This is a genomic window from Zeimonas sediminis (assembly GCF_023721795.1).
Lineage (GTDB): Bacteria > Pseudomonadota > Gammaproteobacteria > Burkholderiales > Burkholderiaceae_E > Zeimonas > Zeimonas sediminis.
On sequence record NZ_JAMQYE010000002.1, the window covers coordinates 98,246 to 122,584 of the forward strand.

Sequence of the window (24,339 nt, forward strand, 5' to 3'; positions counted from 1 at the left end):
CCCGGTCGTCAGCCGGCCTGCGGCGCGTCGACGCGCGAGTCGAGCCAGCGGCCGATCGTCGTGGCCCGCTGCTGGCCGCCGTCGTCGCCGACCGCCGCGATCGCCCGCAGCGCGCGCTGCAGCGCGAACACGCTCTGCGGCCGCTCGAGCGGATTGAGCTTCAGGCACCAGCCGACCAGGTCGAGCAGCGGCCGCGAGTAGGCGTCGGCCAGCGAGTCGAGCGTGGCCGGCAGCCGGTCGTCGAGCTCGCGCTGGTCCGCCTGCTGCGGCGGCTGGCCGAGCATGCAGCCGAGCATGCTGGCGCCCAGCCCGTAGACGTCGGTCCAGGGGCCGAGTTGCTGGGTGCGCCGGTAGAGCTCCGGCGCGGCGAAGCCCGGCGTGTACATGGGGAACAGCCGCTGCGGCTCGGCATCGAGCGCGCGGCGAGCGGCGCCGAAGTCGAGCAACAGCGGCGTGCCGTCGACCCGCAGGTAGATGTTCGCCGGCTTCAGGTCCAGGTGCAGCAGCCGGTTGGCGTGGACCTCGCGCAGCCCGTTCATCGCCAGGTTGAACACGCGCACGATGTGCCGCTCGGCCATGACCTCGCGGCCGTGGCGGCGCCGGTGCCTGAGAACGACCTCCTGCAGGCTGCGGCCGCGCTCCCAGTCCATCACCATGTAGACGGTGTCGAAGGCGCGGAAGAAGTTGACCACCCGCACCACGTTCGGGTGGAAGATCCTTGCGAGCGCCCGCCCCTCCTCGAAGAAGCAGCGCAGGCCGTTGCGGAAGGTGTTCAGGTTCTGCTCGGGGATCGCCGGCGCGAGCTGGCCCGCCGCGCGCTTGACCAGCGTGCTCGGCAGGTACTCCTTGATCGCGTACTTCTCGCCGGATTCGTCCTCGGCCAGGTACACGATCGAGAAGCCGCCGCTGGCGATCTTCCTTACAATACGGTACCCGCCGACTTCGATCCCGTCGGGAAGTGGAGCGTTGTTCTGGTTCCCCATTGCCGGGATTCTAAGGTCTCACCGTCGCCCCGATCCGAACTTGAACAAGCGAACCGCCGAACGGCGCCCTTTGCAGAGCATGACCGGCTTCGCGCTGGCCTCCCGCGACACGCCGGCCGGCCAGGTCGCGGTCGAGCTGCGCAGCGTCAATTCCCGCTTCCTCGACCTGTCGTTGCGGATTCCCGACGAACTCCGGATCGCCGAGCCCGCGCTGCGCGAGCTGATCGCCGGCACCGTGCAGCGCGGCAAGCTCGAGTGCCGGGTGTCGCTTCGCGCGGCCTCGGCCGGCGAGGCACCGGTCGCGATCGACCGGGCTGCGCTGCAGCGGCTGGCGGCGCTCGACGCCGCGGTGCGCGGCGCGCTGCCCGGCGCCGCCCCGCTGTCGGTCGGCGAGGCGCTTCGCTGGCCCGGCGTGATCGCCGAGCAGGCCAGCGCCGAGTCGCTGCTGCCGGCCATCCTCGACGCCGCGCGCGAGGCGCTGGCCGATTTCGTGGCCACCCGCGCCCGCGAAGGCGCCCGGCTGGCCGAGCTGATCCTGGAGCGCGCCGAGCGGATCGACGCGATCGCCGCGCAGGTGGCGGCCCGCGCGCCCGAGTTGCTGGCCGCCCACGAGGCGCGGCTGGTCGAGCGGCTGCGCGCTGCGCTGGAGCGGCTGGCGGCCGGCGCCGACGAAGGGTCGCCAGCGGCGATTCCGCTGGACGAGACCATGGCCCGGGTCCGCCAGGAGGTCACGCTGCACGGCATGCGGATCGACGTCGACGAGGAGATCGGCCGTCTGCGCGCGCACGTGGCCGAGCTGCGCCGCGTCCTTTCCGGACCGGGCCCGGTCGGCAAGCGGATGGACTTCCTGTTGCAGGAGTTCAACCGCGAAGCCAACACGATCGGCTCGAAGGCCGCCGCGCTGGAGATGACCAACGCCTCGATCGACCTGAAGCTGCTGGTCGAACAGATCCGGGAACAGACCCAGAACATCGAATGAGCCCGATCGTCGAATGAACCCTGGCGCCCAGCACTCCCCGCTCGCCCACCCGGCCGGCGAAGCCGAGCCCGGCCGCCCTCACCCGGTGCGCGCCGGCAGCCTGTTCGTGGTCGCCGCGCCGTCGGGCGCGGGCAAGACCTCGCTGGTGCGCGCCCTGCTCGACCGCGAGCCGCGCATGCAGCTGTCGGTGTCCTTCACCACCCGCGCGCCGCGGCCCGGCGAGATCGACGGCCGCGACTACTTCTTCGTGGACCGGGCGGGCTTCGAGCAGCGCCGCGACGAAGGCGAGTTCCTGGAATGGGCCGAGGTGCACGGCAACCTGTACGCCACCTCGCGCCGCTGGATCGAGGAACGGATGGCCGCGGGCGTCGACATCGTGCTCGAGATCGACTGGCAGGGCGCGACGCAGGTGCAGCGGATCTACCCGGACGCGGTCGGCGTGTTCATCGCGCCGCCGTCGGTCCAGGCGCTGCGCGAACGGCTGGTCGCGCGCGGCCAGGACAGCATCGAGGTGATCGAGCAGCGGGTGGCCGCAGCCGAAGCCGAATTGAGGCAGGCGCACCGCTTCCAATATGTTATTATCAATCAAGACTTTACGCGCGCACTCGACGAGCTCGCCACGATCGTCGAATCGGCGCGGTTGCGCTTCGCGCAGCAGAAGGCCCGGCACCCCGAGACCTTCTGCGCGCTGGGCATCCGCGGCTAGTCCGGGCGCAGCGAAAAAGACCTCCGAACGCGACAGACCCACCAGGTAGAAAGCCATGGCCCGCATCACCGTCGAAGATTGCCTGAAGAAGATCCCGAACCGCTTCGAGCTCACGCTGGCCGCCACCTATCGCGCGCGCATGCTGGCCCAGGGCCACACGCCCAAGGTCGACAGCAAGGACAAGCCCACCGTGACCGCGCTGCGCGAGATCGCCGCCGGCCAGGTCGGCAGCGAGATGCTCAGGCGCGTCCCGACCTGAGCGAGCGCCCCCCGGCCGCTTCCCGCCACCCGCCCTCCCGCCGCAACGCACGGCCATCACCGCAAGGCGCGAAGCGGTCATGGCCACGCCCCCTGCCCCACCGGTTTCGCCGCCCGGCGCCCTGCCGACCGCGCCGCGCAAGCGCGCGCCGCGGCAGTCGGCGGCCAAGGCCTCCCAGCCCGTCCCGGACGAGGCCTCGGCTCCCGGCAACGGTTTCGTCGCCGCGCCCGACGAGCGGCAGGTCGTCTCGCTCGCCACGCTGACGCGCAAGGCCTCGGCCTACCTGCCGGACGACGACATCCGGCGCATCCGCGAGGCCTACCGGCTCAGCGACGAGGCCCATCTCGGGCAGTTCCGCTCCAGCGGCGAGCCCTACATCTCCCACCCGATCGCGGTCGCCGAGATCCTCGCCGGCTGGAAGCTCGACGCCGACTCGCTGATGGCGGCGCTGCTGCACGACGTGATCGAGGACACCGCGATCCCCAAGCAGGTGCTGATCGAGCGCTTCGGCAGCCAGGTCGCCGACATCGTCGACGGCCTGTCCAAGCTCGAGCGCGTCGAGTTCGCGTCGAAGGAGCACCAGCAGGCCGAGAGCTTCCGCAAGATGCTTCTGGCCATGGCGCGCGACGTCCGCGTCATCCTGATCAAGCTCGCCGACCGCCTGCACAACATGCAGACGCTCGGCGCGGTGCCGCCCGACAAGCAGAAGCGGGTCGCGCTCGAGACCTTCGAGATCTACGCGCCGATCGCCAACCGGCTCGGCCTGCACGAGCTGTTCCGCGAGCTGGTCGACCTGTCGTTCAAGTACCTGCACCCGTTCCGGCACCGCACGCTGCAGAAAGCGGTGCAGGCGGCGCGCGGCAACCGCCGGGAGGTGCTGTCGAAGATCCTCGAGTCGGTGCAGAAGGCGCTGCCCGAGGCCGGCGTCACCGCCGAGGTCTACGGCCGCGAAAAGACGCTGTACGCGATCTACCGCAAGATGCGCGACAAGCGGCTTTCGTTCTCCGAGGTGCTCGACGTCTACGGCTTCCGGGTGATCGTCGAGACCGTGCCGCAGTGCTACCTGACGCTGGGCGCGCTGCACGCGCTGTACAAGCCGGTGCCGGGCCGCTTCAAGGACTACATCGCGATCCCGAAGATCAACGGCTACCAGTCGCTGCACACCACGCTGGTCGGCCCCTTCGGCACGCCGGTCGAATTCCAGATCCGCACCCGCGAGATGCAGCGTGTCGCGCAGGCGGGCGTGGCCGCGCACTGGCTCTACAAGGCAGAGAAGGAGAGCTTCTCCGACCTGCAGAAGCGCACCCACGAGTGGCTGCAGTCGCTGCTCGACATCCAGAGCCAGACCGGCGACTCGCTCGAGTTCATCGAGCACGTGAAGGTCGACCTGTTCCCCGACGCGGTCTACGTGTTCACGCCGCGCGGCCAGATCCGCGCGATGCCGCGCGGCGCCACGATCATCGACTTCGCGTACAGCGTGCACACCGACATCGGCGACCAGGCGGTGGCCGCGCGCGTCAACCAGCAGCCGGTGCCGCTGCGCACCGAGCTGCACAACGGCGACGTGGTCGAGGTGATCACCGACCCGAACGCGAAGGCCAACCCGAACTGGCTGTCCTTCGTGCGCACCGGCAAGGCGCGCGCCGGCATCCGGCACTGCCTGAAGACGCTGAAGTACCGCGAGTCGGTCGAGCTCGGCCGCAGGCTGCTCGCGCAGGCGCTGTCGGCGCTGCGCATCGACCCTGCCGCGCTCGACGCGCAGGCGCTCGAGCGCGGCGCGCGCGACGCCGGCGCCAGGAGCGTCGAGGAAATGCACGCCGACATCGGCCTGGGCAAGCGGCTCGCGCCGGTCATCGCGCGCACGATCGCGCTGCAGTTCGGCACGAAGAGCGCGGCCGCCGCGCTGATCCTGCCGCGGCCCGCGCCGATGATCATCAGCGGCAACGAGGGGGCGGCGGTCAGCTACTCGCCCTGCTGCCACCCGCTGCCCGGCGACGACATCATCGGCCACCTGCGCGGCGGGCACGGCCTGGTGCTGCACCGCGCCGACTGCGAGGTCGCGCATCGCCAGCGCGCGAAAGACGCCGAGCGCTGGGTCGACGTCGACTGGGCCGACGAGATCTCCGGCCAGTTCCGCACCGAGATCGAGATCGGCGTGCGCAACGACCGCGGCGTGCTCGGCAAGATCGCCGCCGAGATCGCGGCCAGCGAGGCCAACATCGTGCACGTGTCGATGGACGAGGACGCGCAGGAGACCGCGCTGCTGCGCTTCGCGATGCTGGTCCGCGACCGGGTGCACCTGGCCCAGGTGATCCGCAACCTGCGCAGGCTGTCCGAGGTCGCGAAGATCACGCGGCACTGAGCCGAAGCCGCCCGCGCCGGCCGGCCGCGAGCCGGCTGACCGAATCCGCTCCTCGGCGCTATCCTCCCGGTCCATGAAACCGCTCGTCGTCGACCTCGACAACACGCTGCTGCGCACCGACCTGCTGGCCGAGCTGCTGCCCGGCTTCCTGGTGCGCAACCCGCTGGCCCTGCCGCGCGCGATCGGCTGGCTGCTGGCCGGCCGCGCGCGCCTGAAGGACGAGATCGCGCTGCGCTGCGCGATCGACCCGGCCACCCTCCCCTACAACGAGGCGGTGCTCGACTGGCTGCGCGGCGAGCACGCGAAGGGCCGCGAGATCTGGCTGGTCAGCGCCAGCCACCGCCGCTTCGTCGACGAGATCGCGAGGCACCTGGGCCTGTTCGCCGGCACCCTGGGCAGCGACGCCACCCGCAACCTGAAGGGCGAGCACAAGCGCGAGGCGCTGGTCGAGCGTTTCGGCGAGAAGGGTTTCGACTACGCCGGCGACAGCAGCGCCGACCTGGCTGTGTGGCGCGACGCGAACGCGGCGATCGTCGTCGGCAACGACGACCGACTCGCCGAGCAGGCTGCGGCAGTGGCCACGCTCGAGCGACGGCTGCCGGCGCCGCGCGGCGGCCTCTCGGCCTGGCGCCGGGCCTTCCGGCTGCACCAGTGGGTCAAGAACGGCCTGGTGCTGGTGCCGCTGCTGACCGCCCACCTGTGGGGCGACCCCGCCGCGGTGAGCGCCGCGCTGCTGGCCTTCCTCGCGTTCGGCTTCACCGCCTCGACGATCTACGTGCTCAACGACCTCGCCGACCTCCGCGACGACCGCGCCCATCCGGTCAAGCGCGGCAGGCCGCTCGCGAGCGGCCTGCTTCCGGTGCCCCTGGTGCTGCAGGGAGCGGCAGCGTTCGCGCTGCTCGCAATTGCCTGTTCTGCGATGCTGCCAGCGAGTTTCGCCGGCTGGATCGGCGTCTACCTGCTCGTGACCACCGCCTACTCGGCCGACCTCAAGCGGCGGCCCATCGTCGACGTGATGTGCCTGGCGGGCCTCTACACGGTTCGCCTGTTCGCGGGCGCCGCAGCCATCGACGTGCCCCCCTCGTTCTGGCTGCTCGCCTTCTCGATGTTCCTGTTCCTGAGCCTGGCCCTGGTCAAGCGCTTTGCCGAGCTGCGCCGGCTGGCGATGGAGGGCGGCGGGCGCATCTCGCGCAACTACCAGACCGAGGACCTGCCGGTGATCATCGCCGCGGGCGTCGGCGCCGGCCTGGTCGCGGTGCTGGTTCTCGCGCTGTACATCCAGAGCGGGCAGACGCTGGAACTGTACGGGCACCCGCGGCGCATCTGGGCCGCCTGCCCCGTGCTCCTGTACTGGATCGTGCACGTCTGGTTTCGCGCCAATCGCGGCGCGGTCGACGAAGACCCGGTCTCGTGGGCGGCGAAGGATCCGGTCAGCTGGCTGGCGGTGGCGCTGATCGCCGGAGCGTTCGCGGCGGCGCTGTGACGCTGCCCCGCGGGGTCAATCGATCGCCACGTAGGCGATCTCCAGCACTTCCAGTTCATCGACGCCAGCCGGCGTGCGCAGCGTGACCAGGTCGCCTTCGCGAGCCTTGGCCAGCGCCCGGGCGATCGGCGAGATCCAGCTCACCCGTCGGCGCGGCGGGTCGACCTCGTCGATGCCGACGATGGTCACGGTTTCCTCGCTGTCCGCGGGCCCCGGCCGCGCGCCGGCGCGACGGCGCAGGTAGGTGACGGTGGCGCCGAAGAACACCTGCTCCAGGTTCTGCTGCGCCGACGGATCGACGACCTCGGCCTTGTCCAGCCGCTTGGTCAGGAAGCGGATCCGGCGATCGATCTCGCGCAGCCGCTTCTTGCCGTACAGGTAGTCTCCGTTCTCGGACCGGTCGCCGTTCGAAGCGGCCCAGGACACGACCCGCACCACCTCGGGCCGCTCCACGTCGAGCAGGTGCAGCAGCTCCGCCTTCATCCGCGCGTGGCCGGCCGGCGTCATGTAGTTGCGCCCGCCGGGCGGCAGCGGCGCCGCCTCCTCGGTGTCGAGCTCGTCGTCGAGCTCGTCGCTTTCCTTCGTGAATGCCTTGCTCATCGCTCGCTGGTCATCGCTCGCCGGTCATCGATTTGCCTACTTGCGCCGAATCGGCGGGCCCGTGACGCATTTCCTCGCGGCGCGCCTTGCCGCGGCCGACGATGGTCCAGCCCCACGCAGCTCGCAGGCCGCCATGAACGATCGCCGCATGCTCCGCCGATACCTCGCGCTGGTTCGCCACGCCGAGGACCGGCTCGAGGCTTCCCTGGGCGACGACGTGGCGCCGCCGCCTGCCGAGGCGATCGTCGTGATCGAGGACCTGGTCGAGTCGCCGGAGCCCGCGGTCCGCAAGATGCAGGCCGAAGCGCCACGGGTCAAGGACGTCCGGGAAACGCTCGCCGGCTGGGTCCACTGAGCCCCGGCCGCCCTCAGTTCCCCGCCACCGACATCTCGCCGATCAGCACCGACCCGGTGCGCTTGGTGCCGCGCACGATCTCGTCGGCGCCCACCGCCCGGATGTCCTGGAACATCTGCCGCAGGTTGCCGGCGATCGTGATCTCCTCGACCGGATGGACGATCCGTCCGTTCTCGACCCAGAAGCCGGCCGCGCCGCGCGAGTAGTCGCCGGTCACGTAGTTCACGCCCTGCCCCATCAGGTCCGTCACGAACAGGCCGGTGCCGAGCTTCGCCAGCATCGCCTCGAGCGAGTCGCGCCGCTTCGTGTGCCGGCTGGACAGGCGCAGGTTGTGCGAGCCGCCGGCGTTGCCGGTCGTCTGCATGCCCAGCTTGCGCGCCGAGTAGGTCGACAGGAAGTAGCCCTGCAGCACGCCTGCCTCGACCACGTTGCGCTTGCGGGTGGCCACGCCCTCGTTGTCGAAGGGCGAGCTGCCGGACTCGCCGCGCAGCGTCGGGTCCTCGACGATGTCCACATGCTCGGGAAAGATCGCGTGGCCCAGCGAATCGACCAGGAAGCTGGTCTTGCGATAGAGCGCGCTGCCGCTGGTGGCCTGCACGAAGTGGCCGATCAGGCCGCAGGCCAGCGGCGCCTCGAACAGCACCGGCACCTTGCGGGTCGACAGACGCCGCGCCCCGAGCCGCGACAGCGCGCGCTCGGCCGCATAGCGTCCCAGCGCCTCGGGATCGGCCAGCTTGCGGGGATTGCAGTGCGACGAGTACCAGTCGTCGCGCTGCATGTCCCGGCCGCGACGCGCGATCGGGGCGGCGCCGATCGAGTGCCTGCTGTAGCGAAAGCCGCCGGCGAAACCGAGCGAGTTCGCGGCGACGAAGTGGCCGTGGCTCACGCTGACCGACGCGCCTTCCGAGTTGCGGATCATCGGGCTGGTCGCGAAGGCCGCCGCCTCGGCCGACTTCGCCATCTCGACCGCCTCGTCGACCGACACGTTCCAGGCGTGGAACACGCCGGGGTCCTTCCAGTCGCGCGCCAGCAGCTCCGGCTCGGGCAGGCCGGCGAACGGGTCCTCGGCGGTGTAGCGCGCGATGTCGCAGGCCGCGCCGACCGTTTCGGCGATCGACTGCGGCGAGAAGTCGCTGGTGCTCGCATGGCCGCGCCGCTTGCCGAAATAGACCGACACGCCCAGGCCCTTGTCGCGGGTCTGCTCGATCGTCTCCACGCGGCCGCGCCGCACGTTGACCGACAGCCCGCTGCTCTCCGAGACGTCGACCGCCGCAGCCGAGGCGCCGCCGCTGTGGGCGCGCTCGAGCGCGAGGGCGGCGATTTCGTGCAGGCGTGACGCGTCGTATTCGAACATCGGGGGGAGAGTCCTCATCGTTGTGCCGTGCCCCGGCGAAGCCGGCGTGGCGCTTCGGGCCCGGCGAATCGAGCCGGTTATCATAGCAGCGGCCATGAGCGCATCCAGACGAAACACCCGCGGGGCCGAGCGCCCCGAACCTCCCACCGACGAGCGACCGAGCAAGTCCCAGCGCAAGCGCGACGCGCACGCGCTGCAGCAGCTCGGCGAGCGGCTCGTCACGCTGCGCGACGACGTGCTCGTGCGCCTGCCGATCGGCGAGGAGCTGATCGAGGCGGTGCGCATGGCGCGCGAGATCCGCAGCCACGAAGGCCGCCGCCGCCAGGTCCAGCTGATCGGCAAGCTGATGCGCGATGCCGACGGCGACGCGATCCGCGCTGCGCTGTCCGACGAAGGCCGCGAGCACCGCACCACGGTCGCCGTGCAGCACGCGGCCGAGCGCTGGCGCGAGCGCATCCTGGCCGACGAGCGGGTGCTGGCGAACTGGCAGGCCGAGTACCCGGACAGCCGCGACGCGATCGCCGCGCTGGTGCCTCGGGCGCGCGCCGAACTGGCGGCCGGCGGCCCGGGCCGCGCCTACCGCGAGCTCTACCGCAAGCTTCGCGCCGAACTCGAGAACACCGCCGACAGGAGCGAGACGCAATGAGCACGAACACGATCCGCATCGGGCTGGTCTCCGTCAGCGACCGGGCCTCGCAGGGCGTCTACCAGGACCAGGGGATCCCCGGCCTGCAGCAGTGGCTCGGCGAGGCGCTCGCCAGCCCCTGGGAAGCCGTGGTGCGGCTGATCCCCGACGATCGCCCGACGATCGAGTACACGCTGATCGAGCTGGTCGACCGCGAAGGCTGCAACCTGGTGCTGACCACCGGCGGCACCGGCCCGGCCCCGCGCGACGTGACCCCGGAGGCCACGCTGGCGATCGGCGACCGCGAGATGCCGGGCTTCGGCGAACAGATGCGCCAGATCAGCCTGAACTTCGTGCCCACCGCGATCCTGTCGCGGCAGGTGGCCGTTATCCGCGGCAAGGCGCTGATCGTGAACCTGCCAGGCCAGCCCAAGTCGATCCGCGAGACGCTCGAGGGGCTGAAGGACGAGGACGGCAGGCAGAAGGTGCACGGGATCTTCGCGGCGGTGCCCTATTGCCTGGACCTGATCGGGGCGCCGTACGTGGAGACCAACGAAGCCGTATGCAAGGCCTTCCGGCCGAAGTCGGCGAAGCGGGGCTGAACTCGCTCGCTTGGTCGTTCGCCCGGCGGCGCGGGCGGGGGCTTCCCTCGGGGCGCTGAGGCTGCGGCCCCGCCTGCGGCGGGGCTTCCCTCGCCTTCCTCGTCACCGGCGGGTCGGAGCTCAACTCGCGACCCCTGCGGGCTCGCTCAGACAGAGCTCCTCCCTTTTCGCCGGTTCCTTCGGAAGCGCTCGGCTTGCCAACGCGCCCCGAGGGAAGCCCCCGCCCGCGCCGCCTGGATGTCGGGGCATGCGCAGCGAGTCCAGCCCCGCTTCGCCGACTTCGGCGCTCACGGCGCCGGGGTGTCGGGGTGTCGGGGTGTCGGGCGACCGGTGACCAGCGTCGTTCGCCCTTGTCACCGTCACGCAGGTTCGGCAGGCCAAAGTGCTCGTGTGCCACCACCTCCAGGCAGGTCGGGGAGCGGAGCGACCCGCGGGCGCCTGTGCCAGCCGAGCGCTTCCGAAGGGAGCGGCGATCAGGGAGGAGCTCTGTCTGAGGCTCGCCTTCGGCGAGCCGAGTTGAGCTCCGACCCGCCGCGGACGAGGAAGGCGAGGGAAGCCCCCGCGCAGCGGGGGCCGCAGCACCGGCGCCCGCGGGTCGCTCCGCTCTCCGATCGGCCGGGCGCGTCAAGACGAGGGCGCTCAGGCCCGCCGAACCGAAGTGACCCCCGGCACCGCGCGCACCGCGGCGAGCGTCGCCTGCAGCTGCTCGGCGTCCGTGACCTCGACGGTGAACCGCATCCGCGCCTCCTGCCGCTTTGTGGCCGTCTGCATCCCGATCACGTTGACCCGGTCGCGCGCCACGGTCTCGACGATGTCGCGCAGCAGGCCGGTGCGGTCGGCGGCCTTCACCTCGATGTCGACCGGGTAGCGGCGGGCGCGGGCATCGCCCGGCGCGACGCGCTGCCGGCCCCACTCGGTGTCGATCACCCGGTCGGGCGAGCGGGCGGCCATCTGCGCGAAGGTGCCGCAGCCGCGCCGGTGCACCGACACGCCCCGGCCGTGCGTCACGAAGCCGACGATCGGGTCGGGCGGCACCGGCCGGCAGCAGCGCGCGAGCTGGGTCAGCAGCGAATCGATGCCGACGACCAGCACGCCATCTCCCCCGCCCCCGCTGCTGCGCCGGCGCGCGGCGATGATCGCGGCCAGGTCCGGCTCGTCGATCGCCGCGCGGGTCGGGTCGAGCGCCGGGTCGTGGCGCGCCGCCTCCTCGAGCTGGCGCGGGCCGACTTCGTCGCGGGCCACCGCCACGAACATCGCGCCGGGGTCGGGAAAGCCCAGGCGCCTGGCCAGCTCGTCGAAGGACAGCGCGGTGCGGCCCTCGCGCTGCAGGACCTTCTCGACCTTTTCCCGCCCGGCCGCGGTGTCGCGCTCCAGCTCGCGCGCGTTGAACCACTGCCTGAGCTTGGCGCGGGTGCGCTGGCTCTTCACGTAGCCTAGCTGCGGGTTCAGCCAGTCGAGCGACGGGCCCTCGTGCCCGGTGTCCTTGGCCGCGACGATCTCGACCGTCTGGCCGTTCTGCAGCGGCGTGTTCAGCGGCACCATGTGGCCGTCGACCTTCGCGCCGCGGCAGCGATGGCCCAGGCTGGTGTGCACCTGGTAGGCGAAATCGACCGGCGTGGCGCCGGCGGGCAGTTCGATCACCCGCGCCTGCGGGGTCAGCACGTAGATGCGCTCCTCGTCGGCGGTGGCGCGAGCGCCTTCGGCCGCGGGGCCGGCCTCGCTTCCGGCAACGGCGGCCGCGGCCGCCCCCGCCATCGGCCCCGCCCCCGGCACCGCCGCGCCGCCCAGCGCCTCGCCGACCTCGCGCTGCCACGCGAGCAGCTGGCGCATCCACGCGATCCGGTCCTCGTAGGCCTGGTCGCTCCGGGCGCCCGCGCCTGCGGCGCCGCTCGCCCGCTCCTTGTAGCGCCAGTGCGAGGCCACGCCGTACTCGGCGAAGCGGTGCATCGCCTCGGTGCGGATCTGCACCTCGAGCGGCCGGCCGTCTTCGGCGGTCACCACCGTGTGCAGCGACTGGTAGCCGTTCGGCTTGGGCCGCGCGATGTAGTCGTCGTATTCCTCCGGGATCGCCCGCCACATCGAGTGCACCACGTCGAGCGCCGCGTAGCACTGCGCCACGGTGTCGACGATCACGCGCAGCCCGCGCAGGTCGGAGATGCCCTCCAGCCCACGGCTCTTGGCGCGCATCTTGTTCCAGATGCTGAAGATGTGCTTGGGCCGCCCGCTGACCTCGGCCTTCAGCCCGGCCTCGGCCAGCCTCGCGCGCAGGCGCTGCGTGGCGTCGGCCACGTAGGCCTCGCGCTCGACCCGCTTCTCCTCGAGCGCCCGCGCCAGCGACTTGTAGGCCTCGGGCTGCAGGAAGCGGAAGGCCAGGTCCTCGAGCTCCCACTTCAGCTGCCACAGGCCGATCCGGTTGGCCAGCGGCGCGAGCACCTCGAGCGTCTCGCGGCTTACCGGCTCGTCGGGATCGCGCCTGACCGCCGCGTGGTAGCGCAGCGTCTGCAGCCGGGAGGCCAGCCGCAGCAGCACGACCCGGATGTCGGTCGCCATCGCCAGCAGCATCCGGCGCAGCGTCTCGGTCTGGGCGCCGGCGTCCTCGCCCTCGGGCCTTCGCAGCGCGCGCAGCCGGCGCACCTGGCGCATCGCGTCGACCAGCCGGCCGACCTCGGGCCCGAACTCGCGGTCGACCGCCTCGCGCGGCAGCAGCGTGGCCGGCTCGACCAGCGCGGCGGCCAGTTGCGTGGCCTCGTCCGCGCCGATCGCGTGCAGGATCGCGATCGTGCCGCGCGCGTGGGCGAGGTAGCCTTCGCCGTTCGGCGCCGCGGTCTCGCCGACCGCGTCGGCGGCCAGCGCGAGCGCGCGCTCGATCCGTTCGTTGCCGGTTTCGTGCGCGTCTGTCTCGCGCGCGCCCGAGGTCCCGCGAGTGGCGGCCTCGGGTGCGTTCGGTGTCCCGCACGCGTGCCCGGCGTCGATGGTAGGCTTCGGCTCGCTCATTGCTCCGGATCGGCCCGCCGGGCCGCCGCTGTGGTTCGCCGCGCGCGCTCTCCCGGCGCCCGGCGTGTTTCGCGTCGATTATAGGTTTCGACCTTGGCCTCGCTGCTCAATCGCCTGTTCGGCCGACCTGCCCCGGCCCGGCCGACCATCGCCGACGCACCGTGGCGCGACGCGCTCGCCGCGATGCCCTGGCTCGGGCACCTCGACGGCGCCGCGCTGGCGCGCCTGCGCGAGCTGTCGGCCGAGTTCCTGGCCGCCAAGACGATCACCGGCGCCGCCGGCTTCCAGGTCGACGAGCGGGTCCGGATCGCGATCGCGGTCCAGGCCTGCCTGCCGATCCTCAGGCTCGGGCTGCGCGCCTACGACGACTTCGTCGAGATCGTCGTCTATCCCGACCGCTTCCTGGTGCCTCGCACGCAGGTCGACGAGGCGGGCGTCGTCCACGAATCGACCGACGAGCTGGCCGGCGAGGCGATGGAGCGCGGCCCGGTGGTGCTGTCGTGGGCTGACGCCGACCCGGGCGGAGCGCCCGACGGCGACGCGCGCGGCTGGAACGTGGTGATCCACGAGTTCGCGCACAAGCTCGACATGCTCGACGGCGAGCCCGACGGCGTTCCCCCGCTGCCCGCCCGGCAGCGCGCCGAGTGGGAACGCGAGATCGACGGGGCCTGGGAGAGCTTCTGCGGCATGCTCGACAGGCTGGAGGATTCGATCCCCCGCCACGTCGACCCCGAATCGCCGGAAGGCGAGGCGTGGTACGCGAGCCTGCCGCTCGACCCCTACGCCGCGACCGACGTGGGCGAGTTCTTCGCGGTGGCGGCCGAGGCCTTCTTCGTGGACCCGGAACCGCTGGCCGAGGTCTTCCCGAATCTGTACCGGCTGCTTGCCGGCTACTTCGGCCAGGATCCGCTCGCGGCCCGGAAGGGCGGCGTTCCCGGCTGACGGAACAGGGGCCTCGCGCAGGCGGACAGCGAGTCCGTGCGAGCGGCGAGCCCCCACGCCGGGCAGAGGACGCCTAACGCAAGCCGAAGTAGATGTTCGCCGTCAGGAAGCCCTGCTTGCTGCCGCAATCGAAGCGCTTGCCGCCGAAGCGGTAGCCGTGCAGGCCGGGGCTCTCTATCTGGCGGGCCAGCGCGTCGGTGAGCTGGATCTCGCCGCCGGCCCCGGGCGGCAGGTCGACCAGGGTCTTCATCACGCTCGGGTGCAGGATGTAGCGGCCCACGACCGCGTAGGTCGACGGCGCGTCCTCGATCGAAGGCTTCTCGACGATCGCGCTCACGCGCATTCGCGGCCCCTGCTCGTCGACCGGCGCCACGATGCCGTACTTGCTGACGTCGGCGCGCGGCACCTGCTCTACCGCCACCACGCTGCCGCCGGTGGACTCGGCGAAGGGCAGCATCTGCTTGAGCACCCCCTCGGGATGACCGTCGATCAGGTCGTCGGGCAACAGCACCGCGAAGTGCTCGTCGGGCCCGATCATCGGCGCGGCGCACAGCACCGCGTGGCCCAGGCCCAGCGGTGCCGGCTGGCGCACGAACAGCACCTTCACGTGCGGCGGAATGATGTTGCGCACCACGTCCAGGGCCTCGGCCTTGCCCTTGGCCTCGAGTTCGGCCTCGAGCTCCGGGTTGCGATCGAAGTAGTCCTCGACCGCGCGCTTGGAGCGCCCGGTCACGAAGATCAGCGTGTCGCAGCCGGCCTCGATCGCCTCGTCGACCGCGTACTGGATGATCGGCCGGTCGACGATCGGCAGCATCTCCTTGGGGATCGACTTGGTGGCGGGCAGGAAGCGGGTGCCCATGCCGGCGACGGGAAAGACGGCCTTTTTCAGTTGCATCGGTGCTCGGCTTTGCGTGGGCTCCGGAGCGGAGCGAAGGAGGAATGGTAGCGGGGAACCGCGGCGAGTTCCGTGGCGAATTGCGCAATACGTCGCCGCGGGCCGAACGTTCGGCCGCTCCTGGGGAGGCCTCTCCGCACTGCGGACGAGCTGACTTTCGGCAGCACGACCCGGCTCAGGTGCGCAGCACAGCCCCCCGCTTAACGGTGCATTCCCGCCTTCAGCGGAAAACGCTCGGGGTGCCGGATCGACTCCACCGAGAGATCGACGTCGAGCTCTGGCCAATAGAGGTGGTCGGTCGAAGGGCGCTGCACATTCGCCAGTTGGGCGATCGTCGCCTCGCGCAACCATGGGAAATCCGTGAAGGAAAGAGACAGTGTCTCCGCCCCCACTCGCAGCCGCAGGCCGTCGATAAAAACGCCGACCAGTTCAACCCGGTCCGAAATGGCGATCCCAGGCATCTCGAAACTCCACCGAACGGTCTTTCACGAGCAGCAGTGCCGCGCGAAGCTGCCGATCGGACAAACCCGCATTATTCGCCACCTCCACCATCGGCTCAAGCCAGAACTTGGCCTCGCCATTTGCGTGCTGCACATGCACATGCGGGCGCAATTCCTCGCGCGAGAAGAAGCAGAACCGGAAGCCGCCCTCGCGCAGCAGCGTTGGAGTCATGGGCAGGGAATTCTGCTTGCAGCTCGATGCGCCGTTCCCGCTCACGGCGCCACGCACGCTCCCGGCACGCTGAACAAGCTCTCCCCTCCCAGCGACAACCAGCCCGAATCGGGGCGCGCCAGGCTGCCGTCGCTTGCCGCGTCGATTCCACCGTAGCTGTCGCCCGGCGAACCCGCGGGGGGGCGGAAGGCCGCCGGACCGGACACGGCGCCGGTGGAAGGCGTTTCCGTGCCCCCGGCGGCGTTCGTGCCGCCGCCCGCGCCGGAGCCCGCCCCAGCTCCTGCGCCGATCGAACCGGCGAACCTCGTGCCCTGCGGCAGCGACGCGCGCGACGGCGCATCGGCGGCCTGGCGCGCCGGGCTCTGCATGCGGATCGTGGCCATGGTCGCGACCGGCCAGCGCGGCACCGGCCGACCGCTCGAATCGGGAGCCGTGAAGATCGCGCAGCCGCCTCGCTCGGCGCTCAGGCAGCCTCCGGCCATTCGGCCCGCGAGCGCGGCGATCCGGCCTACCAGAGGCACCGTCATCGGCACGCCGTAGACGATCTCCAGCTTCAGCAGGTTCGCATCGACCAGCGTCTGGCCCGATGCGCGGCCGACCGGCAGGCCCAGGTGCGTGCCGGCCGCGCCGCCATTCGGGCTTCGCTGCTCGGCGAACTGAAGGTTGTCGTTGGGGATCTCGAGCAGGCCCGGCAACGGCCGGCCCCAGCCGTCGAGCGCTGCCTCGGCCCAGTCGGCGAAGCTCTCGCGGGTGGGCGACAGGCGGCGCACCACGATCCAGCCCGAAGCCCGGCCCTGCCGCAGCCTGTTGCGGGCCGCGGCGGTCGCCGCTTGGCGGTCTGGAATCGCCCGGATCTCGGGCAGCGTGCTCCAGTAGGGCAGCAGACCACGCGCGAGCCCTGTCTCGATCGCATCGGGCAGCGCATTGCCGACGCTGCCGGCCCTGCCCGCCTCGATCGCCGCGTGCTCGATCGACTGCCGGGCGTGGAAGACCAGCGCCCACTGCAGCGCGCCCAGGCCCAGCATCAGCACCACCGGCGCGGCGATCGCGAACTCGATCGCGCTGGCGCCGCGCTGCGTTCGCGCTGAAGGGCGGCCCCCCGCGCGACCGCTGCGACCTTCCGGTGGCCGGCGCCGGGCGATCGTCACCGCCCGACTCCGCCTTGCCGGATCTCGACCTCGACGGGCTTCTCGTCTGCCGCCGGCGCGGGCGTGCGCGGCCCGGGCTGCGGCGCGGGCGCGAGGGCCACGGCGGCGTCGGGGCCCGCGGGCACCGGAGTCGGCCCGGTCGTGGCGGCAGCTGCCGTCCGCCGTGCCGCAGCGAGCGCCCGATAGGAAACGCCGACCTGGTCCGACAGGTGGCGCAGCGCGCCGTCGCTGACGCCGGCGCCACGGGGCCCGGCCGCTCGACCGTCCGCGCCGCCATCTCCGTTGCGGATCCGCTCGAGCCGCTTCATCGCCTGGCGCGCCAGTTCGAGATTGAGCAGCGCGACGTTGTAGATCGCCTTCTCGCGAATCGCTGCGTCGGCCTGCGGCCGCGCCGCCTTGCGATAGGCGCTCAGCGCGTCGAACCACTCGCGCTTGCGGTGCAGGATGTTGCCGATCCGCAGCCAGGCATGGGCGTGCGCCGGGTCGGCATCGACGATCGCGCGGAACGCAGTCAACGATTCGTCGAAGCGGCTGCCGCGATAGAGCCCTTCGGCTGCCGCGAGATCCGGCGCCGGCAGGGAGCGAACTTCGGCACTGGGCGATGGGACCGGGATCGCATGCGCGGACGCGGACGGCGTGGCTCCACCCGACGTATCCGGCCTCTCGTTCGATGACGCCGGCTCGGCGGATGCAGCCTGCCGGGTGGATGCGGATTGCCCGGTGGATGCGGACGGCTCGGTGGAGGTAGCCGGCTCGGCGTGCGTCGAACGAACCTTCGCAAGTTCCTCGGGGTTCGGAGGCAAGGCCCCCATGTCCCCCGCGCTGCCCGGGCGACCGTCGCCGGCGACGGCGGCCTCGTCCTTGCTGTGCTGCTCGTCGAGGAAGCTGTAGCCCAGGTTGGCATTGTCGGAAGCGTCGGCCTTGGCGCTGCTGGAAACGAGCGAGGCGGCGGCGACTGCCGCGATCGCGGCGGCGCGCGCCGGGCGGGACGCGCCGCGTGCACGGCGGACTTCGGTGCGGGTGTTCATGGTGGACTCCTCCTGGTCGGGGTTGAAGGCGACGAGACGCGATCCGGGGACGATCCGAAGCCGGTCGGCTTCGCCCGCGCGAAGTTCGACCGTGGAGACGGCATCGCGCCACCCGGCCGCCCGCCATGGGTCGAGCGAAGGGACGACACGAACGACGCGGCGCGCGGCATCGAGGAACAGCAGGTCGATCGCCCCCGCCATGCCCAGGGTGTGGACCGCGTTGCAGGGCTCGAGCCAGATCCCCTGCCCCGGTTCGGGCAGCGGCCGGCCGAGCAAGCCGCGCAGGCGCTCGACGAAGCCGGTGGCGCGGGTCAGGCGCAGCGCACAGCTGCTGCCGTCTGGCCGCATCAGCAGCCAGCGGGCGGTGCCCGGCTTCACAGCACGCCCTCCGCGATCAGCCGGCTGACGACCGGAAACAGCAGCACCGCGAAGGTGCCGGGAAAGATGAACAGCACCAGCGGCATCAGCATCTTCACCGGGGCTTCCATCGCGAGCTTCTCGGCGCGCAGGAAGCGCTCGGTGCGCCGCTGCTCGGCCTGCGCGCGAAGGATCGGGCCGAGGCTCACGCCCTGCTTCTGCGCGGTGGCGAGCGCGGCCACCAGGTTCGAGACCGCGGACAGCCGGACCCTTGCGGCCATCGCGCGAAGCGCTTCGTCGCGCGAGCGGCCGGCCCGCAGGTCGCGCAGCAGCTGAGCGAGCTCGTCGCGCATCGGGCCGGGCGGGCCGCGGTCTACCGCCTGCGCGAGCGAGGCGCCCAGGTTCAGGCCGGCCTCGACCGACATGGTGACCAGGTCGAGGTAGAAAGGCAGCTGGCGCAGCAGCGCGCGCTGTCGCGCCGCGGCCCGGTCGCGCAGCCGCGTGATCGGCAGCAGCATCCCTATGACCGCCCCGCCCAGCGGCCCGGCAGGGCCGATGCTCGCGGCCAGGCCAATCGAGGCGCCCCACAGCGCGGCTAGCCAGCAGGCCGCGCGGTGTTGCGCCGGCGAGAGCATTCGCGAAAAGCCGGCCTGCTGCAGGCGCTCCTCAAGCGCCAGCCGGGCCTGGGCGCCGATCGTGGCGGCTGCGGGCCCCTCGAGCAGTCGGATCATCGGCCAGGCGAGGCGCCAGAGCGGCGGCAGCGGATCCCTTGGTCCGCGCGGCCCCGCCGACCGCCTCGGCGCGACTCGAACGAGGGCCGAACCTGCCAGCGAGGCCGCTACGAAGGCCGCAGCCAGGGACAGCCAGAGACGAAACTCGGCGCCGGGAATCGCCAGGCCGGCATCCAGCCACTCGAACCAGGTCGACGGAATCGCGTACACGCTCATCTCCCCCTGCTCGTTCAGATCTCGATCGCCACCAGGCGGCGGATCGTCAGGAAACCGGCGACCTGCATCGCAAGCACCGCCGCGCACACCAGCCAACCGCGCCAGTCGGCCACCAGCGGGCGCATCGCCTCGGGGTCGAACAGCGCGAGCAGCGCCGCCAGAGCGGCCGGCAGCATGCCCATCACCCAGGCCTGCAGCCGGCCCTGCGCGGTCAGCGCGCGGATCTTTCCCTCGATCGCGAGCTTTCGCCGGGTGGCGTCGGCCAGCGACTCGAGCGCGTCGGCCACGTTGCCGCCGGCCTCCGTGCCGATCCGCAGCGCCGAGGCGAACAGCGCGGTCTCCTCGACCCGGATGCGGCGCTGCAGGCCTGCCAGGCTGTCGGCGAGCGAGGCGCCGAGCCGCTGCTCGCGCAGCATCAGCGCGAGCTCCTGGCGGGCCGGCGGCGCGATCTCGGCCGCCGCCCCGCCGAGCGCCTGCGCGAGTCCGTTGCCGGCGCGCAGCGCGCCGGCCACCAGCATCAGCAGGTCCGGCATCTGCTGCCGGAAGGCCTCGACGTGACGGACCCGGATCCGCGCGATCGCCCAGCGCGGCAGGCCACCCGCGGCCAGCGCCGCCAGCAGCGCCACGACCGGATTCCCCGTGACGAGCCAGGCGGCGATCGTGAGCGCGGCCGCAACCACCAGGGACAGGCGATGCAGCGAGGCCGGATCGACGAACAGGAAGGCGCCGCGCAGCGAGCGATCGACAGTGCGCTCGAAGCGCTCGCGATGGCGCCGCGCCATCTGGATCACGAGCGCCCCGATCGCAGCGAAACCGGCGGCCGCCGCGACGAAGGCCGATACCAGCACGTACTCAGGCATGGCGCGCCTCGTCGAAAGCCGACAGGTCGAAGGCAACGCCCTGCTCGCGCAGCGCCTCCAGGCACTGCGGCACGTTCCCGCAACCGCAGAACCAGCCGCCCTCGCCCGCGCCGCGCCGGTGCCGGAACAGCGGCTGCATCAGAACCTTGCCGCCCTCCATGCCGGTGAGCTCGGCGATCTCGACGATGCGCCGGCTGCCATCCGGCAACCGCGCCTGGTGCACGACGATGTCCACGGCCGACGCGACCTGCTCGCGGATCGCCGCCACCGGCATGTCGACCCCCGCCATCAGCACCATGGTCTCGAGGCGCGACAGCACGTCGCGCGCGCTGTTGGCGTGCACGGTGGTCAGCGAGCCGTCGTGCCCGGTGTTCATCGCCTGCAGCATGTCGAGCGCCTCGCCGCCGCGGCACTCGCCGACGACGATCCGGTCGGGCCGCATGCGCAGCGCGTTGCGGACCAGGTCTCGGATCGTGACCTCGCCGCGCCCCTCCACGTTCGAGGGCCGGGCCTCGAGCGCGACCAGGTGCGGATGCGCGAGCCGCAGCTCGGCGGCGTCCTCGATCGTGAGGATCCGCTCGCCGCGCGGGATCAGGTTGGACAGCAGGTTCAGCAGCGTGGTCTTGCCCGAGCCGGTGCCGCCCGACACGACGACGTTGCGGCGGTGGACCACGCATAGCTCGAGGAAATCGAGCATCGGCCGCGACATCGAGCCGATCGCAACCAGGTCCTCGGGCGAAAAGAGCCGGCGGTTGAAGCGGCGGATCGTGACCGCCGGCCCGCGCAAGGCCAGTGGGGGAATCACCGCGTTGACCCGCGAACCGTCCGGCAGTCGCGCGTCGACCATCGGCGAGCTCTCGTCGATGCGACGGCCGACCGGCGCGACGATGCGCTCGATGGCCGCTCGCACCGCGTCGTCGCCCGAGAAGACCGCGGCGCAGCGCTCGATCAGTCCGTTACGCTCGACGAAGATCTCGTGCGCCGAATTGACCATGATCTCGCCGATCGTGTCGTCGGCGAGCAAGGCTTCGAGCGGGCCGAGTCCGATCGCCTCGTCGAGCACCTGCTCGATCGTGCGCGCCCGGTCCATGCCTTCGGGCAGGGCGGCTTCGCCGGCGACCAGTTCGACCAGCAGCGCGCGCGCCTCGCTGCGCAACTGGGCGGGGCTCAACTGGCGGACGTCCTTGCGATGAAGGTCGATCGCCTGCAACAGCCTCCGGTGCAGGATGCGTCGCCACTCGAGTCCCTCGTCGGGGGCGCCGGCCGGTGATTCCGCAGCGAGGCCACCATCCGCCCGGTGCTCGTGGCCTTGCGCGAATTCGCCCACGGCGCGCTGTCCGCCATGCTCTGCGTCGGCCTCGCTAGTACTCGCATCCGCCGCGCCGTGTTGCGGCGGTCGGCTCCCGCCGCCCGCCCGCGACCGCTCGCGCGCCGGATGCACGGTGAGCCGGTGCCCGGCGATCAGGATCTCGTCGCGCTCGTCGAGCGGGCCGAACTCGGCGATCCGCTCGCCGTTGACCCAGGTTCCCGCCAGCGTGCCAGCGTCGACCAGCCGGTAGCCGCGGTCGATGCGCTGCAGCTCGGCATGCGCCCGCGCCACCCGCCAGCCCGGCAGGACCACGTCGGCATCGCGTGCCCGGCCGATCCGGCACGGGAAGCGCTCGATGCGCTGGGTGCGGGTCGGCTGCCCGTCGGATTCGATGACGAGGGTCAGCATCAGTCGGCCATCCGTACGGTTTCGCGGGCCCGCTCGAGGCGCTCGGCGCTGCGCGCGATCTCGGCGAGGTTCGACGGCGAGTCGGCGCCGACGAAGCGCGGCGTGATGAACACGACCAGGTCGCTGCGCCGGTCGCGGAAGTTCCTCGACCGGAACAGCGGACCTAGGATAGGCAGTTCGCCCAGGCCCGGCACCCGGTCGATCGAGCGCGAGGTCTCTTCGGCAAGCAGTCCGGCGATCACCAGCGTTTCGTTCTCGCGCAGGTTCACCTCGGTTTCGGCGCGGCGCTTGAGCAGGCCGGGCACGTCCTGCACGAGAACCTCGAAGTCGACCGCCGAGATCTCGGTGGCGATCTTCGCGGCGATGACACCGGACTCGCTGGCCACCGGACTCACGTCGAACTTGACGCCGTACTCGCGAAATGCCACCGACGTGGCGCCCAGCCCGCTGGTCTGCGGGATCGGCAGCTCGCCGCCGGCCACGAAACGCGCGGAGCCGCCGCTGCGGCAGGCGAGCCTGGGCTCGGCCAGCACGACCGCGTCGCCGTTCTGCACCATCAGGTTGATCATCGAGCCGATCGAGGTGGCGATGCCCAGCGTGGTCGCGAAAGGCGCGATGCGCGAGCGCACGTCCAGCCCCGCCTCGGCCGCCGCGCCACCGGTCCGGAAGGCCGCGCTGCGGTGCAGGTCGCCGATCAGGCCGAAGCTCGGCCCCTGCGCGCTGGCGCTCCACTTGACGCCGAGGTTCTGCATCGCGTCGCGCCGGATCTCGACCATTCTCACGTCCATCTCGATCATTCGCTCGCGGCCCACGCGGCTCACCAGGTTCACGATCTGCGGATAGCGGCCGGCGACCTCGGCGATACGCGCGGCCTGCTCCTCGGACACGCCCGAGCCTTCGACGACGACCTTGTCGCCGACGATCTTCGGCACCACGCCCGGCGTGTCGCCGAGCATCGCGCGCACCTCGCCGAGCAGGCGACTGGCATCGGCGGGCACGACGCTGATCGACAGGTGTCGCTCGGCGCCGTCCTTGCCCCACAGGTACAGCGCGCTCTGGCCGGGCGCCTCGGGGATGATCAGCAGCTGGCCGCGGTCCAGCGCGCTGGCCTGCAGGACCTTGCCGTTGCCGATCGCGATGCGGCGCAACTCGCCGACCTCGAGCACGCGGACTTCGCCGACGTAGAGCTCGAGGTTCTCGGTGACCGGTTGGGCCGTGCCCTGGATGGGGCCGGCGATCGCCAGCGTCACCAGGGCCAAGCGAGCGAATGAAAGTGCCGAGGGCGCGAAGGAACTCGCCGGGTGGACAAGAGAATTCGCCAATCGCGCAAGGGAGCTCGCCAGGCACGCGAGCATCGGACGTACCGCTCGGAGACCTTTCATCGCATGTCTCCCCGACGGCCGGCGCCGACGATCTCGCTCGCCGGCTGGACGGCGCGGGCCGGCGTGAGGAGCGCTCCGGCGGGCACCTGGCCCGGCACGGGCTGCGCGAGCGCCACCGGCACACCGGGAGGCACACCGATCTGGGCTGCGGCCGGATCGCCGGAGCCGGCCGCGCGCAGCGGCCCGCCCTGTCCGCCGACGATCAGCTCGGGCCCGGCGGGCTTGCGCGCAACCGCCGCCGGCCCGCGGCGGATGCCGAGCAGCGCCGACACGTCGAGCGCCTGCGCGGCGACCGGCGCGCGGTCCTCGGGATTGCGCAGCGTGGCGGTGAGCCGGCCGCTGCGCTGCGCGACGATCAGCCGCTGAGCCTGGTCGGGCTCGACCTCGACGGTGATCGACGTGAACGGACGCCCGATGCCCGACGGATCGCCGCTCGGCGCGACCTGGCTGCCGGTGGCGAGCACCCGCAGGTCCTGCATCAGCGGCGCGGTGAGCTCGTCGCCGGGCGGGCCTCCGGCCACCGACGGCGGGCGCACGGTGAACAGCAGATCGATCCGGTCGCCTGGCTGCAGCATGCCCGACACCGAGTTGACCTCGTCGACCTGGATCGTCATCGCCCGGATGCCCTGGCGGATCCGGTTCGAGAAGTTGCCGTCGCGTGCGGGCTCGACGGCGACCGGCAGCAGCGGCTCGCCGCTTCGCATCGGCTGGGCGAGCCGCATGCCCTCGAGCTGTCCGAAGGCGTCGGGCCGCACCGAGCCGCCGGGTGCGTACTCGGCCGGCATGCTGCGCACCGCCATCGTGTCCGCATCGACCGGCGCGCCCGGCGGAAGGTCTCGCTTGGCGACGACGACCTCGACCATCGCGCGCGGCGGGTTCAGGCGCTCGCGCTCGACGGCCAGGCGCTCGGCGATGTAGCCGCGCGCTCCGCCTACCGCCAGCGCGCCGAAGGCGGCTGCGACCAGCAGCAGCACCAGCGTTCGGTTGCGCAGCAGCCTGGCGGGCCAGGCGAGCAGCCCCGCGACGCCTGGTCCCGGCGGTGAAGGCGGCGCCGACGCGCCAGTCGAGTCGATGTTCATCGTGCGGTCT

23 protein-coding genes are annotated in these 24,339 nt (G+C 72.0%); 9 read left to right on the forward strand and 14 right to left on the reverse strand.

All coding sequences use genetic code 11. The features are described 5' to 3' along the window. Positions 1–8: 8 nt before the first annotated feature. On the reverse strand, positions 9–983 hold the full coding sequence (locus tag M6I34_RS15855; protein ID WP_272486780.1) for a serine/threonine protein kinase: 975 nt from the start codon (positions 981–983) through the stop codon (positions 9–11). A 40-nt stretch (positions 984–1,023) separates the two neighbouring features. On the opposite strand from M6I34_RS15855, the gene M6I34_RS15860 reads away from it, so the two are divergent. From M6I34_RS15860 to M6I34_RS15880, 5 genes are all read left to right on the forward strand, one after another. Beyond that, complete coding sequence (locus tag M6I34_RS15860) at positions 1,024–1,962, forward strand: YicC/YloC family endoribonuclease (RefSeq protein WP_272486781.1); 939 nt, start codon at positions 1,024–1,026, stop codon at positions 1,960–1,962. A gap of 13 nt (positions 1,963–1,975) precedes the next feature. Next, positions 1,976–2,668 (forward strand): guanylate kinase, encoded by a 693-nt coding sequence (gmk, locus tag M6I34_RS15865; RefSeq protein ID WP_272486782.1) that lies wholly within the window; start codon positions 1,976–1,978, stop codon positions 2,666–2,668. A gap of 55 nt (positions 2,669–2,723) precedes the next feature. Next, entirely contained in the window at positions 2,724–2,927 is a 204-nt protein-coding gene (gene rpoZ, locus M6I34_RS15870) for a DNA-directed RNA polymerase subunit omega (RefSeq protein ID WP_272486783.1), read from the forward strand. Between the two features lie 79 nt (positions 2,928–3,006). Further along, the gene (locus M6I34_RS15875) at positions 3,007–5,289 is read left to right on the forward strand and encodes a RelA/SpoT family protein (protein ID WP_272486784.1); all 2,283 of its coding nucleotides are present in this window, start codon (positions 3,007–3,009) and stop codon (positions 5,287–5,289) included. A gap of 73 nt (positions 5,290–5,362) precedes the next feature. Beyond that, positions 5,363–6,772 carry a UbiA family prenyltransferase gene (locus M6I34_RS15880; protein WP_272486785.1) on the forward strand — a complete coding sequence of 470 codons (1,410 nt, stop codon included), beginning with the start codon at positions 5,363–5,365 and terminating at the stop codon, positions 6,770–6,772. 15 nt (positions 6,773–6,787) lie between these two features. Here the strand turns inward: M6I34_RS15880 and greB are convergent, their stop codons facing one another. Continuing rightward, on the reverse strand, positions 6,788–7,372 hold the full coding sequence (greB, locus tag M6I34_RS15885) for a transcription elongation factor GreB (RefSeq protein ID WP_272486786.1): 585 nt from the start codon (positions 7,370–7,372) through the stop codon (positions 6,788–6,790). 148 nt (positions 7,373–7,520) lie between these two features. On the opposite strand from greB, the gene M6I34_RS15890 reads away from it, so the two are divergent. Beyond that, positions 7,521–7,727, forward strand: coding sequence for a hypothetical protein (locus M6I34_RS15890; RefSeq protein ID WP_272486787.1), 207 nt, complete (start codon positions 7,521–7,523; stop codon positions 7,725–7,727). Between the two features lie 13 nt (positions 7,728–7,740). On the opposite strand, the gene pmbA is transcribed toward M6I34_RS15890, so the two are convergent. Continuing rightward, positions 7,741–9,099: a metalloprotease PmbA gene (gene pmbA / locus M6I34_RS15895; protein WP_272486788.1), complete on the reverse strand. Its 1,359-nt coding sequence runs from the start codon at positions 9,097–9,099 to the stop codon at positions 7,741–7,743. A 76-nt stretch (positions 9,100–9,175) separates the two neighbouring features. Here pmbA and yjgA point away from each other — a divergent pair, with 76 nt between their 5' ends. Both yjgA and mog read left to right on the forward strand, forming a co-directional pair. Continuing rightward, complete coding sequence (yjgA, locus tag M6I34_RS15900) at positions 9,176–9,727, forward strand: ribosome biogenesis factor YjgA (protein ID WP_272486789.1); 552 nt, start codon at positions 9,176–9,178, stop codon at positions 9,725–9,727. Then, complete coding sequence (mog, locus tag M6I34_RS15905) at positions 9,724–10,308, forward strand: molybdopterin adenylyltransferase (RefSeq protein ID WP_272486790.1); 585 nt, start codon at positions 9,724–9,726, stop codon at positions 10,306–10,308. The genes yjgA and mog overlap by 4 nt, the downstream gene beginning before the upstream one ends. Positions 10,309–10,947: 639 nt before the next feature. Here the strand turns inward: mog and M6I34_RS15910 are convergent. After that, complete coding sequence (locus M6I34_RS15910; protein WP_272486791.1) at positions 10,948–13,302, reverse strand: RelA/SpoT family protein; 2,355 nt, start codon at positions 13,300–13,302, stop codon at positions 10,948–10,950. Positions 13,303–13,395: 93 nt separating this feature from the next. On the opposite strand from M6I34_RS15910, the gene M6I34_RS15915 reads away from it, so the two are divergent. Continuing rightward, the gene (locus M6I34_RS15915; protein WP_272486792.1) at positions 13,396–14,244 is read left to right on the forward strand and encodes a M90 family metallopeptidase; all 849 of its coding nucleotides are present in this window, start codon (positions 13,396–13,398) and stop codon (positions 14,242–14,244) included. Positions 14,245–14,317: 73 nt separating this feature from the next. Here the strand turns inward: M6I34_RS15915 and galU are convergent, their stop codons facing one another. The 10 genes from galU to cpaB form a co-directional block, all read right to left on the reverse strand. Further along, positions 14,318–15,139, reverse strand: coding sequence for a UTP--glucose-1-phosphate uridylyltransferase GalU (gene galU, locus M6I34_RS15920; RefSeq protein ID WP_272486793.1), 822 nt, complete (start codon positions 15,137–15,139; stop codon positions 14,318–14,320). A 200-nt stretch (positions 15,140–15,339) separates the two neighbouring features. Continuing rightward, the gene (locus tag M6I34_RS15925; RefSeq protein ID WP_272486794.1) at positions 15,340–15,600 is read right to left on the reverse strand and encodes a DUF2442 domain-containing protein; all 261 of its coding nucleotides are present in this window, start codon (positions 15,598–15,600) and stop codon (positions 15,340–15,342) included. Further along, complete coding sequence (locus M6I34_RS15930) at positions 15,569–15,811, reverse strand: DUF4160 domain-containing protein (protein WP_272486795.1); 243 nt, start codon at positions 15,809–15,811, stop codon at positions 15,569–15,571. The genes M6I34_RS15925 and M6I34_RS15930 overlap by 32 nt, the downstream gene beginning before the upstream one ends. 41 nt (positions 15,812–15,852) lie before the next feature. Continuing rightward, positions 15,853–16,959 (reverse strand): TadE/TadG family type IV pilus assembly protein, encoded by a 1,107-nt coding sequence (locus M6I34_RS15935; RefSeq protein WP_272486796.1) that lies wholly within the window; start codon positions 16,957–16,959, stop codon positions 15,853–15,855. Beyond that, positions 16,956–18,365: a DUF192 domain-containing protein gene (locus M6I34_RS15940; RefSeq protein ID WP_272486797.1), complete on the reverse strand. Its 1,410-nt coding sequence runs from the start codon at positions 18,363–18,365 to the stop codon at positions 16,956–16,958. Before M6I34_RS15940 ends, M6I34_RS15935 begins: the two co-directional genes overlap by 4 nt. Then, positions 18,362–19,291 (reverse strand): type II secretion system F family protein, encoded by a 930-nt coding sequence (locus M6I34_RS15945; protein ID WP_272486798.1) that lies wholly within the window; start codon positions 19,289–19,291, stop codon positions 18,362–18,364. Before M6I34_RS15945 ends, M6I34_RS15940 begins: the two co-directional genes overlap by 4 nt. A 14-nt stretch (positions 19,292–19,305) precedes the next feature. Beyond that, positions 19,306–20,151 carry a type II secretion system F family protein gene (locus M6I34_RS15950; protein WP_272486799.1) on the reverse strand — a complete coding sequence of 282 codons (846 nt, stop codon included), beginning with the start codon at positions 20,149–20,151 and terminating at the stop codon, positions 19,306–19,308. Continuing rightward, positions 20,144–21,868, reverse strand: coding sequence for a TadA family conjugal transfer-associated ATPase (locus tag M6I34_RS15955; protein ID WP_272486800.1), 1,725 nt, complete (start codon positions 21,866–21,868; stop codon positions 20,144–20,146). Before M6I34_RS15955 ends, M6I34_RS15950 begins: the two co-directional genes overlap by 8 nt. After that, positions 21,868–23,118 carry a type II and III secretion system protein family protein gene (locus M6I34_RS15960; protein ID WP_272486801.1) on the reverse strand — a complete coding sequence of 417 codons (1,251 nt, stop codon included), beginning with the start codon at positions 23,116–23,118 and terminating at the stop codon, positions 21,868–21,870. The genes M6I34_RS15955 and M6I34_RS15960 overlap by 1 nt, the downstream gene beginning before the upstream one ends. Before the next feature lie 128 nt (positions 23,119–23,246). Then, complete coding sequence (gene cpaB, locus M6I34_RS15965; RefSeq protein ID WP_272486802.1) at positions 23,247–24,329, reverse strand: Flp pilus assembly protein CpaB; 1,083 nt, start codon at positions 24,327–24,329, stop codon at positions 23,247–23,249. Between the last annotated feature and the right edge of the window lie 10 nt (positions 24,330–24,339).